The sequence below is a fragment of the Sphingobacterium sp. NPDC055431 genome (assembly GCF_053644255.1).
On sequence record NZ_JBSHLH010000008.1, the window covers coordinates 104,047 to 119,291 of the forward strand.

General features: G+C 42.2%; 7 protein-coding genes. All 7 read left to right on the forward strand.

The features are described from left to right. Positions 1-251 precede the first annotated feature (251 nt). The 7 genes from ACWIB3_RS09515 (at position 252) to ACWIB3_RS09545 (ending at position 15,232) form a co-directional block, all read left to right on the forward strand. The gene (locus ACWIB3_RS09515) at positions 252-2,816 is read left to right on the forward strand and encodes a Kelch repeat-containing protein (protein ID WP_313261322.1); all 2,565 of its coding nucleotides are present in this window, start codon (positions 252-254) and stop codon (positions 2,814-2,816) included. Between the two features lie 277 nt (positions 2,817-3,093). After that, on the forward strand, positions 3,094-6,291 hold the full coding sequence (locus tag ACWIB3_RS09520) for a SusC/RagA family TonB-linked outer membrane protein (protein ID WP_454291470.1): 3,198 nt from the start codon (positions 3,094-3,096) through the stop codon (positions 6,289-6,291). Between the two features lie 14 nt (positions 6,292-6,305). Then, the gene (locus ACWIB3_RS09525; protein WP_313261320.1) at positions 6,306-8,273 is read left to right on the forward strand and encodes a RagB/SusD family nutrient uptake outer membrane protein; all 1,968 of its coding nucleotides are present in this window, start codon (positions 6,306-6,308) and stop codon (positions 8,271-8,273) included. A gap of 16 nt (positions 8,274-8,289) precedes the next feature. Continuing rightward, positions 8,290-9,021, forward strand: coding sequence for a DUF3823 domain-containing protein (locus ACWIB3_RS09530; RefSeq protein WP_313261319.1), 732 nt, complete (start codon positions 8,290-8,292; stop codon positions 9,019-9,021). A gap of 49 nt (positions 9,022-9,070) precedes the next feature. Further along, on the forward strand, positions 9,071-10,411 hold the full coding sequence (locus ACWIB3_RS09535) for a glycoside hydrolase family 71/99-like protein (RefSeq protein ID WP_313261318.1): 1,341 nt from the start codon (positions 9,071-9,073) through the stop codon (positions 10,409-10,411). 220 nt (positions 10,412-10,631) lie between these two features. Further along, the gene (locus ACWIB3_RS09540; protein WP_313261317.1) at positions 10,632-11,606 is read left to right on the forward strand and encodes a hypothetical protein; all 975 of its coding nucleotides are present in this window, start codon (positions 10,632-10,634) and stop codon (positions 11,604-11,606) included. Between the two features lie 464 nt (positions 11,607-12,070). Then, entirely contained in the window at positions 12,071-15,232 is a 3,162-nt protein-coding gene (locus ACWIB3_RS09545) for a SusC/RagA family TonB-linked outer membrane protein (protein WP_185212851.1), read from the forward strand. Positions 15,233-15,245: the final 13 nt, after the last annotated feature.

Sequence of the window (15,245 nt, forward strand, 5' to 3'; positions counted from 1 at the left end):
ACCTTTTGATTATTAGCTAAATAAAATTTATATAAACTGTAAAGCGAACCTTCTTTTCTGGGAAATAAACTTGCAGATGCTAATTTTTACAATAGAAGTCAATGGATTAATTGAATGAATTTTATTCTTTAAAAATGGTATTCTTCCATGAAATTAAAAATTTTGCTTAAAAACTCTTTTGCTATTCAGCGAATATGAAGTAAATTACATTTTGCTAATTCACATTTTGCACTAGCTAGCCAATTTAAATAGTGAGACGTTTATTTTTTAAGATACTTGTTACCATATATGTTTTTGTACTCATTCTATTCTGTCAGGAGTCTTATGGCCAGTATGGTTTAGAATTTTCCAGTCATGAAAAGGAGCTGGATAAGCGGACGAGCCTTTCGATCGGTACAGAGGAATCAATTGAGCTTGCGAAGCATACGGAATTGACCTTTGATATTCAATTTAAACCTTATCAGCAAGATTATTTCGGATATATCTTCCGCCTCATATTGGATGAGCAATTGAACATCGATCTCATCTATGACCGTAGGCAAGATAATGGAAGGCACTTTAAATTGGTGGTTGGGGATAAATTCACGGACATCAATTTTGATATACCCAAAAACGAGCTTTTCTATCAATGGACCAAAATCAAGATCTTACTTGATAAGGAAAAAGGAAGTTTAGTCCTATCCACTGCGAAGAACAGCTTCACCCATCAAATGGATTTAAAGGGCCGATCTGCCTTTAAATTGCTATTTGGTTTCAATGACTACAAATTCTTTCAGAGCTCCGACCTTCCGCCAATGCGGATCAAGGATGTACAGATATCTTGCGATGAAAAACTTTGCCATCATTGGAAGCTGGATGAAATAACTGGCAATACGGCAAGGGACGATCAAGGCTCTTTAAAGGCCTTTTCAAAAAACCCTTCATGGATCAAGAGGCAACGGCAAGAATGGCGACTTGAAAATGAATTCTATGTTTCCGGACAGGCTAGTGTTGCCTTTGACCAAAAAAATGAAAGTGTATACATCGTATCCGAAGACTCCTTGGTTCGGACTAATCTAGGAGCAACGGTCAGTACTTCATGGCCTTACTTGAATGGGCCTCTTTACATGGTTAATGGAAGCCAATCCTTGTTTGATCCAAGCTCAGGGAAGGTCCTCAATATCTCCATCGATCAAAAGCTGGTATCCGCATTTGATACCTTGACAAGGACCTGGTCCCAAACCTTCCAACATCCTGCACACGGAACGCATTACCTGTCCTTCAATAAATTTTATTCCGCAAAAGATTCCAGCATCTATATGGTGGCTGGATATGGACATTTCAGATACAAGAGCGCCATCCACAAATACCACATTCCCAGTAATTCATGGGATAGCCTATCCTATGCCGGAGACCCTTTGTTTCCGCATTACTTAGGCGCTATGGGGGTTGATAAGGGTGCTGTTTACCTATTGGGCGGTTATGGTAGTACCACGGGCGACCAGATGCTGAACCCAAAGATTTCCAATGATTTCGTCTTGATGGACGTCAATTCCAAAACCTTCAAGACGCTAGGGGAAATCAAATTTCCTATTCCCGAAGCGGTATGGGCCAATTCTTTGGTCATGGATGAGGCATCCGATACCATGTATGGACTCATGTTCCCTAGGAATAAGTTCAAGTCTTTCTTACAGCTCGTAGCGATGTCCAAAGACGGAAAGAACCTTCAGGAATTGGGAAGTACCATTCCTTTTGATTTTCACGACATCAAATCATTTGGAGATTTCTTCTATTCCAAGGCCTCCAACCGATTTGTTGCCGTCACATTGTTTTATGATAGTGCGCTGAGTCAGAGCCGAGTTCGCATCTACAGTCTATTGGCGCCAGCTCTGCCCTACCAGATCTTGGAAGGCAGTGCCAAGGCTAAATCAAACAATTGGATCTGGTTAAGTGGATTGGCCACCTTGGCCGGATTAGGATTACTATTCTGGCTTAAAAAAACGAATAGAAAAACTCCAGAAACCCAAAAGAATCCATCGGTTGAACGCAAGGATAAGGAAGAAAGCCCAGTATTGGCCCCTATTCTAAAAGAAACAGCTCCAAAAAACAGCAAGATCGATAGAGCCACCATCAATCTCTTCCGAGGCGATATTCAGATCTTTGATCAGCAGGGCGACGAGATCACCAAGCAGTTCTCGCCTTTACTGAAAGAGTTGCTGACCATGTTTGTGGTCTACACCATTTATCGTGGCAGGGGAGTCAGCTCCGAGAAATTAATGGAAATATTCTGGTCCGATAAATCCACCTCCAGTGCAACCAACAATAGATCGGTAAATATCGCCAAGATCAATGCCCTATTGGAGCAATTAGGCGAGATGAAAATATCCAAAAAAAGCGGCTATTGGAGTATTGAAAGCATTGAAGATGTCCATATCGACTTCTCCGACTTTATGTATCTCTTCAATAAATCTGAAAACTTAGATAGACAGGAAATAGACCGATTGCTCAAAATCCTTGAAAAAGGAGGTTTCATGTTCGATACAGATTATGAGTGGCTAGATGGTATCAAGGATGAGGTGTCCATTCATGCAACCGGACTATTGTCCAGCCTGATGAAAAACTTGGACTTTGAAAAGGATTCCGAGACCATCATTGAAATTGCCAATCGAATCTTCCATTTTGATTCTGTCCACGAAGAGGCCATGGTCTATAAATGTAGAGCACTCGTACAGCGAGGTTACCACAGCCTAGCCCACCAATGTTTCGAGAACTTTTCCCAAGTCTATCAGCAATTATACGATGAATCCTATAACCGGACCTACCGGGAAATTGTATAAAGTAAAATATTAATAAAAAATAAAGTACTGAATTTCAGTGCTTTATTTTTTATTTCCAGTCCATTAATGTTTTATTAATGCTTTGTTATAGTCTCCAAATTAATCTTGTTTCATAATCAATTTATAAACGATGAGACGAAAGCAAGAAACCTTTATCCTGCCTGATACCTAATCCAACTGGAGCCTTCGGTTTTAGAAACCAAAGGTCGTATCGACACCTATTTTAATACTTGATGGCGACATCAAGAGTGACTACCAATTTTCAACAAATTAAATTATGGGATTAAAAATCATCAATTCCTGCTCATCCTATTGGGGCAGGCGATTCAAACAATTATCCTGGCGATTGGCGATAGTACCAGTCTTGACGTTATCCTTAGGCACCGTATTCGGTCAGCAAAGGAATGTCAATGGTACAGTAAAATCAACCGACTCAAAACCTTTAGCTGGGGCGACCATCAAAAACACCAAGACCGGCATCAGTACCACCTCGGACTCCCAAGGCTTGTTTTCCATTGCCGTTTCTCCGGGTGACCGCTTGGTTATTTCTTATGTGGGCTACCTTGGCCAAGAAGTCCTAGTCGAGAACAATTCCAATATTCAGATCGAATTGCCGAATGACAATACCACCTTGGAAGATGTCGTGGTGGTTGGATATGGAACGCAGAAAAAAGCGACCCTTACTGGAGCCGTATCCTCTGTGACCAATAAGGAGATTACGATTACCAAAAATGAAAACGTCGTAAACATGCTTACGGGCAAGCTTCCGGGGGTCCGTATCACCCAACAGACCGGACAGCCTGGAGCTTTTGAATCCAATATCGATATCCGCGGTATGGGCGAGCCCCTGATCGTTGTCGATGGTATCCCTAGAGACAAGGATTATCTATCCAGAATGGATGCCAATGAGATCGAAAGCGTATCTGTTTTGAAAGATGCATCCGCTGCGGTCTATGGTGTTCGTTCAGCGAATGGGGTATTGCTCGTGACCACCCGCAGGGGAGCCAGTGCAGATCAAGGTTTCGAAATCGGCTATTCCTATAACCGTGGTTTCCAACAGTTCCTGTATGTACCCAATACGGTCGGTGCAGCCGACTTCAGACGCTTGAGGAACGAAGAGCTTTGGAGAAATTTCAATAACAACTACCCGAACAAATTGCCCGCGACATGGGACGATGCCAGCATCAAAGAATATGAAGACGGTACTAAGCAGTCTTCCAACTTCCTTGACGCGGCTTTTGATAAAACCTCGCCGCAACAACAACATAACCTGACCGTCAATGGAGGTTCTGAAAAGGTGAATTACTTTTTCAACTTAGGTTACATGGACCAGATGGGTTCATACAAAAGCAAGAGCTTAAACTACAATCGCTATAACTTCCGTTCCAATGTAGATGTCAAGATCACGGATCGCCTAAAAGCCTCCTTGGACCTTGGTGGCTATGCCGATGAGACCAATCAGCCTAGAACAGATATGTGGGCAGTTTATAAGCAAGCTTGGCGACAAAGACCAGATATCCCAATCTTCCTGAACAATAACCCGATGTACCCGAACTTTGACATGATCGACAACGAACATCCTGTCTCCGTAACGGATGCCGCACAAACCGGTTATAGAAAGTTCTTGAGAAAACAATTCAATAGTATCCTTTCCTTGGAGTACAAAATCCCGTATGTAGATGGATTGGTCGCGAAAGGTACCTATAACTATGATTTCAAATACACCGATAATACGGATTTCAAAAAATCTTACCCATTGTACAGCTACACACCAGCAGTATTGGGTCCGAATGGCGAAGTCATAACACCAGAACGCTATGATGCCCACGAGAAAAACTCTCCATCGTCCGTACGCCGTTCTGCCTATCCAGATTCCCATACGCTGATGCAGTTCTCCTTGAACTACAACAAATCCTTTGGAGTAGGGCATAATGTTTCCGGATTACTATTATTCGTTGAAGAATACAACAAATGGGATAGTTTCTACGCCCAACGCGAGATCAAGGTCAATTCCGAATACCTTTTTGCTGGAGAGGCTAAAAACCAATTGGCCGATATGGAAGGTATTGGCGAGCGTACCGCAAGAGGTTTTGTGGGTAAATTCAATTATGATTTTAAAGGGAAATACCTAGCTGAATTCAGTTTCCGTTATGATGGTTCTTCCAAATTTCCTAAAAATGAACGCTGGGGTTTCTTCCCTGGAGCTTCAGTGGGATGGAGGATCAGTGAGGAAAACTTTATCAAGGACAACTTCAGTTTTATAAACAACTTAAAAATCCGTGGTTCCTATGGTGTCCTTGGGGATGACCGTTCCGCTGGTAACTACCCTTCCACCTTTGTCGGATTTGCATTGGATCCGAATAACCTGGGCTGGATCTTTGGACAGGATATCGTTAGTGGCGCCTTGCCAACTGCTATTCCTAACCCGAACCTAACCTGGTATACCTCCAAAACTGCCGATATTGGTCTGGATGTCGATTTATGGAATGGTCTGTTTGGCATGACCTTCGACTACTTCAATCGATATCGCGATGGTCTATTGGCCACCCGCTTGGACCTGATTCCGGGAACTGTAGGAGCAAACCTGCCTCAGGAAAACCTGGAAAGCGACCGTACCTTTGGTTACGAGGTTTCCTTGACCCACCGCAATCAGATCAACGACTTCAATTATTTTGTGAATGCACAGGTTTCAACCACCAAGAGCCAATTCCAAAACAGGATCGAATCCCCTGCAGGAAACTCCTACGACCATTGGAGAAACCGCTATGCAGACCGCTACAAGGATATTTGGTGGGGTAATGAATATGTAGGTCAGTTCGGCTCTTACGAACAGATCTATAATCACCCAACACAGGTCGGTAGTGGAACCTTGCCAGGCGATTACTATTACAAAGACTGGAATGGCGATGGTTTTGTCAATGGAAATGATGACCACCCGATTGCAACCTTCAATATGCCATTGATCAATTATGGTTTCAATATCGGTGCATCCTGGAGAGGGGCAGACCTATCGATGAACTTCCAAGGAGCAAATAAAGTCTATACCCGTTATACAGAGGTTCTAGCCGCGCCATTGCAATTCCAAGGAGGAGCATTGACCCAATTCTTGGATCGTTGGAGACCGGTAGACCCTATTGCAGACCTCTTCAATCCAAACACACAATGGATTTCAGGTTACTATCCTTCTACAGGATCCCCAATGGCCGAGGGTACCCGTGCTATCCAAGATGCTTCGTACCTCAGGTTGAAAACCTTGGAACTGGGCTATACCTTCCCGAAAGAATGGTTGGAGTCCATTAAAGTGAAGAGCTTCAGACTTTATGTTAGTGGATATAACCTGATGACCTGGACGGGGATGAAATATTCAGATCCTGAACACCCGGGGTCAGAAGGAGGCTCATCATCACACATGGTGGATACCTACAAATACCCATTGAACAAGACCTATAACATTGGTGCATCCATTAAATTCTAAGTTTAATTGACATTATGAAAACTACATTATCAAAAATATTGGCTGTCCTCCTACTGGTTTTAGTGGGTTCCTGTCGCAAGATGGACCTTGAACCTCTAGGTGTATTGGACGAGAAAGCCTTATACGGAAATGAAGATGGAGCTAGGAAATTTGTTTCCGGAATTTATAGCCATCTTCCCATCGAAGACTTTGTTTACCACCCTGAAAGAGGTTTCCGTTGGGACAATTATTGGGTGAACTCCGATATCTTGGCTGCTATATCTGGAGAGATGACCGGACAGTTCTGGGGCGTTGCTGGTGCTCAAGGTTTTGGCTATTGGCCTTATGACCGGATCCGGAACGTCAATGGTTTTATTGCAGGATTGCCGACCTACAAAGAGAACTTTTCTGAGGATGGATATAATAATATCCTTGGCGAAGCTCACTTTCTGCGGGCATTCTTTTACTTCGCATTGGTAAAGCGCTATGGTGGAGTGCCAATCGTAAAAGATGTCCAAGATCCGCAAGCGGAAAAGGAAACCCTATTGGTTCCGAGAAACAAAGAAGCAGATGTCTATAAGTTCATCCAAGAAGACCTACAGTTTGCTGTAGATAACATGTCCAGTACCTCTGAGAAAGGGAGGGCGAATAAGTATGTAGCGGCGGCCTTATTGTCCCGTGCAATGTTATATGCGGCGAGCGTTGCCAAATATGGTTTCTACTCCAATTTGCAGGGTGATGCAGCAAGCAAAGGCTTTGTCGGTATCCCAAGACAGGAAGCTGAATGGTTCTATCAAAAAGCTTATGATGCTGCAACAGTAGTGCTTAATGGACCTTATTCTTTATACAACAAGAAACCAGAAGACAAGGAGATGAACTATGTTGACGTGTTTATCGATGATAACAGTCCTGAAGACATCTTGATCAAACAGTACAATATTACGGCACCTTATGGAACCCGCTTGAAACATAGTTATGATGCGACTTTGCTCCCTAACCCAACCTTTTCAAGTGATGCAGAATCTATGGCTTATCCAGTTTACAATATCGTTGAACTGTTTGGCGAATTGCCGGTTAATGATGCTTCTGGTACACCTATCCGATATACCGATCGCAAAGCCTTATATGCAGATGCAGAACCTCGTCTCCGTGCAACCGTTTATTTCTCTGGAATGGAACTACGTGAAGGTGCCGAAAAGAGAAGCTTTGATATGTTGCGTGGGCTTTATGTCTCTTTTCCTGGCAAAGCTAGCGATGCGCAGATGGGTTCCAATTCAGCTCCTATCAACAGTGAAGCCAACAGAATCTTGGCCGGCCCGAAAAATACACAGTACACGTATAAGGGAACCAAGATTGGAGTCACCGGAGAGCATGGTATGTGGAAAGACGGGCATGCAAATAATAGCCGTACTGGGTTCTATGTCCGTAAATACATCAACTACAAAATGTCCACCAAGGAGGTTAAGTTTTATAGCAGTACCCAGCCTTGGAAGGTTATCCGTTTGGCTGAAATTATGCTGAACAAGGCAGAAGCGGCATATGAATTAGGCTTGTTGAAATCCAATGAAGCCTTGAAAGCGGAAGCTTTTACCTATATCGCCAAGGTCCGTGATCGCGCTGGTGCTAAACCTTACGCATACAACCCTACAGCTGCCAACATCAATAAATATGGTTATCCATTGGATGGCAACCTGCAGTTTATCCGAGAGGAAAGAGAAAGGGAGCTATGCTTTGAAAACCATCACTGGTGGGATATCAAAAGATGGAGAATTGCGGATGTGGAACTGAACAATTTCGTGCCGAATTCACTCATGCCTTATTTGGTATTGGATGAGTTGAAATACAAGCCAAACGGCGAAAGGATCAATTCTTACATCTTTATCAAAGAAAGAGAGCCTTGGAACAAGACCTTCAATTTTGAGAAGAAATGGTATTACGAACCACTTCCAGGTGGAGAGTTGAACAAGAATCCAAATTTATATCCTCAGAATCCTATTTATTAATCTAATGAGAATGACAATGAAAAAGATATTCTTACTATTCACGGTGCTCCCTGTCCTTTGGCTGAGTTCCTGTGCAGATATCGATAATTTTGAAGCGCCCAATGCCACCCTTTCTGGAAAGGTATTGGACAAAACTACGGGGCAGACCTTTTTAACTGGGCCTGGGGAATTTGCCATCCGTCTATTGGAGACCAGTTATGGCGAGAACCCTGCTCCCCAAGACCTTGCCGTGAAGCAGGATGGATCCTTTATCAACAATAAACTGTTTTCAGCGACTTACTCCATGCAACCTTATGCTGGGGCATTTTGGCCAGCAGATATTGTTACAGATTTCAAACTGAGTGGATCCGGTAACCAAGACTTCAATGTGACCCCATATCTGAAGATAAAAAATGCAAAATTTGTATTGAAGGAAGGAAATAAAATTGATGTTTCCTGTACCTTGGAGGCCCCAATTCCTCAAGGATTGCCTCAGGTGATCGAGGTGCGTCCATTCCTGAGCTTGACGCCATATTGTGGTGCAGGTAGCCGCATCGAGGCCTATTACAAAGATGAATTTAGGATTCTGATCAATAAAAACTGGGAAGAAATCGGTAATATGTCTAATGGTATTGGCAAAGAAACCTATACCATCAATGATATACCTTTGAAATCCGGATACACCTATTACTTCCGTATGGGAGCAAAAGTTCGTGATACATTTGAAAAGTTCAACTATTCAGAAGTAGTTGAGATAAAGGTCCCTTAAGGACAGAATGGATTAATTAATAATTGCTAATCAAATAAAATTACATGCTATGACATTTAATGTGAAAAGATTAAACATGGTCCTGCTAGCCCTAATCATTGGGATGTTCAGTGCCTGTTCGAAGACAACGACCAATCAAGAAAAGGAAGAACCCGAAAAACCTAATCCCGTAGATTCCACAGATGGCTACGACACTTCCGGTTTATTGTACCCGAAGTATGAAGGATTGGTGATGGCGGGCTACCAAGGCTGGTTCAATGCGGAAGGTGATGGCGCCAATAGAGGCTGGTACCATTATCAGGGCGATAACAATGTTTTCGCACCTGGGGTGACCTCGGTGGATTTCTGGCCAGATATGACCGAATATACCAAGAAGTATAAGTCTCCTTTCAAGTTTGCTGACGGGTCCGATGCCTATCTATTCAGTTCCAATGATGAGGAAACCATTGACCTACATTTTAAATGGATGAAGGATTATGGAATCGATGGAGTGCACATGCAGCGCTTCCTGGGCGAGGTAAAACCAAGCAACCCTTCAGGCAAAGCCCATTTCAACAAGGTCTTGACCAGTGCTTTGAAAGCAGCTAAAAAATATGGTCGTGCCATCAGCATCATGTATGATCTGAGTGGATCTGTGCCTGAAGACTTTGCGGATTTGGAACAAGATTGGAAGGAACTGGTGGAAACCCATAAGCTTTATGACAAAGAAGCTAATCCAACTTACCTGTGGCACAATGGCAAACCGCTGATGTCCATTTGGGGAGTAGGCTTTAATGACAAACGTAAATATAGCATTCAAGATGTGGATAAGTTGGTTGATAAATTGAAGGCTGGTGAAAAGAAAGTATCGATCATGTTGGGTGTCCCGTATAACTGGCGTACGCTAGATATTGATACAGAACCAAATCCTGCGCTTCATGCCTTGATCAAAAAAGCAGATATCATCATGCCATGGGCAGTTGGTCGTTACAAAATGCACGACTTCAATCCAAATATCGTACGTGAAGACATGCAATGGGCAGCACAGAACAAGGTAGACTATGTGCCATTGGTTTTCCCAGGGTTTAGTTGGGGGAACTTGCGGAATAACCCTAATATCTATCACGAGTTCCCAAGACTGAAGGGTGATTTTATCTGGAAGCAGATGTCCAGTGTAATTTCAGCGGGGGCTATGTCTCTGTATGTTGCAATGTTTGATGAAATCGATGAAGGGACAGCCATTTTTAAATCTGCAAGAGAAAAGGATACGCCATTAAATGGAGATGTGTATAGGTTTGTTGGCATTGAGAATGATCTACCAACGGATCATTATCTGTGGTTAACCGGAGAGGCCGCAAAATGGATCAAAGGTGGAACCGGCTACACCGCTGAAAGACCTGTAAGACCTTAGATTTTTACTGAGAATAGCTGGTTTGTTAGTTATTATATAGATGGTTGGAAAGCGAGCGCAATGCTCGCTTTTCTTTTTTCTAGCCTATTTAATTTATCGAAAAAGCCTAATCAAATTATATAAATGTGTCAGCTATTGAAGGCTTTATATAATAAAATAATCTTTTGAAAGCTCTAATTTCATACTTGTATCCAATCCATGGTACACTAATCGCACTGATATGAAAGCTTTAAAAATTATGCAGCCTAAGCTTTGGGTATTCCTGATGTTGCCCATGTTGCTGCAACTGATGTCTTGCTCCAAAGATTCCAATGCAAGTCCGGATAATCAAGTCCAACCTGACCTACAGCTGGGCTTCGACACCAGTTTTGCCACCTTTGGAGAATATGTGAAAAATGAGGATAAGGTATATGTGGACAAGAACCTAAGACAGGTAGAAAAGAGTAAGGCAGTCTACTACCTAAAAAGAGATTTGCTGGGTAGGGACATCGTTCCTAATGATGACGAGACCGGCAATTACTGGGAAGACCGCAAATATTTCAAGGGGACACCGGTTCTGCTTTTCTTTTACGAATACTACCGCGTAGATAACAATCAATTGCATTTTGCCGTAAATGTTTCCGAGCTTGAAAACACCAATACCTACATGTTTCATGGCAAGGCCCTTTGGGCGTCCAATGATAAACCCCTGGCACAGGGAGCTTACTCCATTGGCGAATTGGACGGAGACTTTACCGTTTACAACCCCAATGGTTCTGTAAAGGACCAATTTGGCTTTGATCGCGGCCGCAAATATTCCAATATGCAAAAAGCCGAAGATGTCTACAAGCCCTTAGTTGGTAAGTGGGAAGCCATAGCGGCGCAGGACGGAAATTTTAAAATGGTAAGCCAAGTCTATGAGTTAAATTCGAATGGATCTATCAATTTCTATCCGATTACCTATCTTGGCTCAGGTGGAGCAACCCCAGGATGGAGACCAGTGGACGGGGAAACCATCAAGACCTTAGGATCTTGGAAATATACCGGTCAAAGTTCAAATTCAGGAACCATGGAATTGTTCTTTAAGGGAAATTCCATCATGAAAGGAACGCTCAATATTGTTTCTGGAACTCAATTTAAACTGAAGCCTACCTGGGTGGATGACCATTTTAAAAATGAGAATTCCTTCAAGGAATTAACCTTCAATAAGAAGTAAATAAAAGGCGGTATTGCTAAGCCTTTTTTTGTCAAAAATAGGGGTTTCATTCGAGGCATATTCGAGAGATGTTCGAGAAACATCTGAGATTGGGAAAGACCAGTTCGAGCGTGTCTCGAATGAGTCTCGAATATGTCTCGAATGAGTCTCGAATGAGTCCCAAAAAATGAAACTATTTTTCCCAAAAGATTAGCAAATTAGCAGTTTTCAGTTTTCTTTTTTAGCATTCTCTTTCAAAATCAGAATTCTAGCGCGATAAATCAGCTTTTTGTTGATATATAGGTGGTTATGGTTTTAGCAGTTAGGGGTATGTATAATATTTAGTTTAAAATTAAATTAATTTCATTATTAAAGCAACCGATTGCATAAAATACGCAAACGTTTGAGTGCAGGTAATATTTTAGCAACATTAATTTAATAATTATTTTAAACCAATCTAAACTTTATAATAATAACTGTTAATAATGAAAAAAAGGTTTACTAAGCAATTATTAGTAAACAAATCTTACCACTTAGCTACAGCTCTTATACTCGGAATCACCATGCCGAATTATGGATTTGCCACAACGCCTAAGTTTGACGTAAGCCCTTTGTTTGCTCAAAATCAAGAAACTGTAAATGGTACGGTTTCGGATGAAAACGGACCACTAGCTGGAGCCACCGTAACACTGAAGAACAATTCCAGAGTTGCGACTTCAACAGATGAAAACGGTAGGTTTTCGATCCAAGTACCCCTCGGAGAGACGTTAGTCTTTACTGCAATAGGCTATGCAAGCCAAGAAAAAGTAGTAGAGTCGACTACCCTCAATGTACAATTAAGCTCTTCTAACCAAGATATTGACGAGGTTGTCGTGGTTGCTTTTGGTACCCAAAAGAAAGTGAACTTAACAGGTTCGGTGGCTTCCGTAACGCCAAAACAATTAGCGGAGCGCCCAGTAACCTCATTACAGAATGCATTGCAAGGGGTTTCGCCAGGTATTACGGTTATCAGTAGACCAATGGCTCCTAAAAAAGGTAACAATGCGACCTTAACCGTCCGCGGACGTTCAAACCTAGGTTCTCCAGGACCGATGTACATCATCGATGGTATCCCTGCATCAGGAGCGGAATTTGCAGCAATCAGCCCTGCAGATATCAGCAGCATGTCGGTGTTGAAAGATGCAGCATCAGCTTCTCTTTATGGTTCCCGTGCAGCAAACGGCGTTATCTTGGTAACGACAAAACGTGGTGGCGGTGAACGTGCTATCATCGGATTTTCCGCAAACCAAGGTTGGCAAAGCACGACTTTCCTGCCAAACTTTGCTAATTCATTGGAATATATCGAACTGTACAACCGTGCTATGAAAAATGCCGGCAAGCAAACGATCTTTACCGATGATATCATTGAAAAATATAGATCAGGTTCTGATAAGGACATGTATCCGAATACCAATTGGTTTGACGAGATCATAGACCAATCTGCTCCACAAAGAGATGTTAACTTAAATGTCAATGCGCCAGGAAAATTGGCCAACTACTATTTAGGCTTAAATTATTTCGATCAAAACTCTATCGTTCCCGGAATGAAACAGGACCGTATCAACATCAAGTTGAATACGCAGAGTGACGTGATTGAAAACCTATTGAAAATTGGAACCAATATCTCTTTCTTAAAACAGGATTATGACCGTCAAGGTGGTGAAATCAGTTGGGTTGAAATGGGTAGAGCATTGCCTATGACGGTAATGCAGCAGTCCAATGGGGAGTATGGAACCATTTCAAATGGTGTAACCAATGCAACCATCGCAAAGAACAACCAATTGAGAAATATCCAAGAAGCTGGACAGGGAAGAAACAGGGACAATTACTTGCAATTGGCAGGTAATGCCTCTTTGACTCCATTTGAAGGTTTCTCATTGGATGGATTGGTATCCTTGAAATATACAAATACCAATAGCTGGGATTTCATCAATAGACTGGATCCATTGACGGACTTCTTAACGCAAAAGCCTCTACCGTCTACAGCAGTTCCTATCAATGAGATGAAAGAATACTGGGGTAAACGTGAAGAATTATTGCTTCAGGCATTGGCAAATTATGAAAGACGTTTTGATGATCACTATGGTAAGATTACTGCCGGTGTCACCCAGGAGTCTAACACATATAGAGAAGCATTCTTAGGTCGTAAAAACTTTGTGAACAACGATCTAGAAACTATCATCAATGGTTCTTCCGCACAGACTGACGTAAGTAGCGATGGAACCGGACTAGCGAATAGAACGATTCAAGATGAGTGGTCTATCCGTTCATTCTTTGGTCGTTTCAACTATAACTATCAAGAGAAATACCTATTCGAAGCAAACGCTCGTATAGATTATTCTTCACGCTTTGCACCAGAGGTACGTAGAGCAGTGTTCCCTTCTATTTCAGCAGGATGGAGTATTGATAAGGAGCAGTTTATGCAAAACGTGAACTGGATTGATGCCTTGAAATTAAGAGGTTCATGGGGTTCATTGGGTAACCAAGATGCGGTTGCAATCGGTAACTACTTCAACTTGATCAGGATCAGTTCACTATACAGCTTTGATGGTGTGCCGGTTGACGGTGCTTTACAGACAGCAGCGGTAAACAGAGGTGCCCTTTGGGAAAAAGTATATCAATCAAACGTAGGTTTGGACGCTACTTTATTCAATGGCAAGGTTAATTTGACTGCTGAATACTATATCAAGAACACAAAAGGAATCTTGTTGCAACCTACTTTCTTGGCTACTTCAGGATGGGGAACAGCAGCTTACTTTAACCAAGGTGAAACCAAGAACAAAGGTATTGAGGTTATTGCCACTTATAATGGTCAAGTTGGCGAGGAGTTCAAATACTCGATCTCAGGAAACATCTCTAAGATCAAGAACGAAATCATTAACCTAGGTACAGGTAGAGATGAAATCGTGAGTGGTTATTACATCAACCGCGTTGGTGGATCAGTTGGTGATTACTATGGTTATAAATCAGCAGGTCTATTCACCTCTCAGGAGGAAATCGACAACCACCCTAGCCAAAAAAGCATTGCTGGTAACTCCAAGATTGGAGACATCAAATATGTAGACGTGAATGGTGATGGTGTATTAGATCCGAAAGACAGAACGATCTTAGGTAATGATGTGCCTTGGTTCAACTACGGTTTTGCCGTGAATGCATCATACAAAGGATTTGACCTGAACGTACTTACCTACGGTGTAGGAGGTGTGAAAACATACTTTGAGCAAGAGGCTGCACATCCTTTCTTCAACGGTGGTAACATCAAAAAAGAATGGTTGCAAGGTTGGACAGAGGAGAACAACTCGGCAACTGCGCCATTCCCTCGTATCACATTAACGGGTGATGCTCAGCAAAACTATATCACTTCAGATTTCTGGTTGTTCAGTGGAAATTACTTCAGGATCCGTGCCATTACCTTAGGTTATACGTTCGACAAGAAATTGATCGAAAAGGCAAAAATGTCTAACCTAAGATTGTTTGCGTCCTCAAATAATCCATTTACGTTCATGGCGGATAAGAGATTATCAGATTATGATCCAGAAACAGGTTCAGGAAGAGCGAGCTTCTTAGGGGTGAAAACTTTCTCTATCGGTTTGAATGCTAATTTTTAACCAGCAACTATTA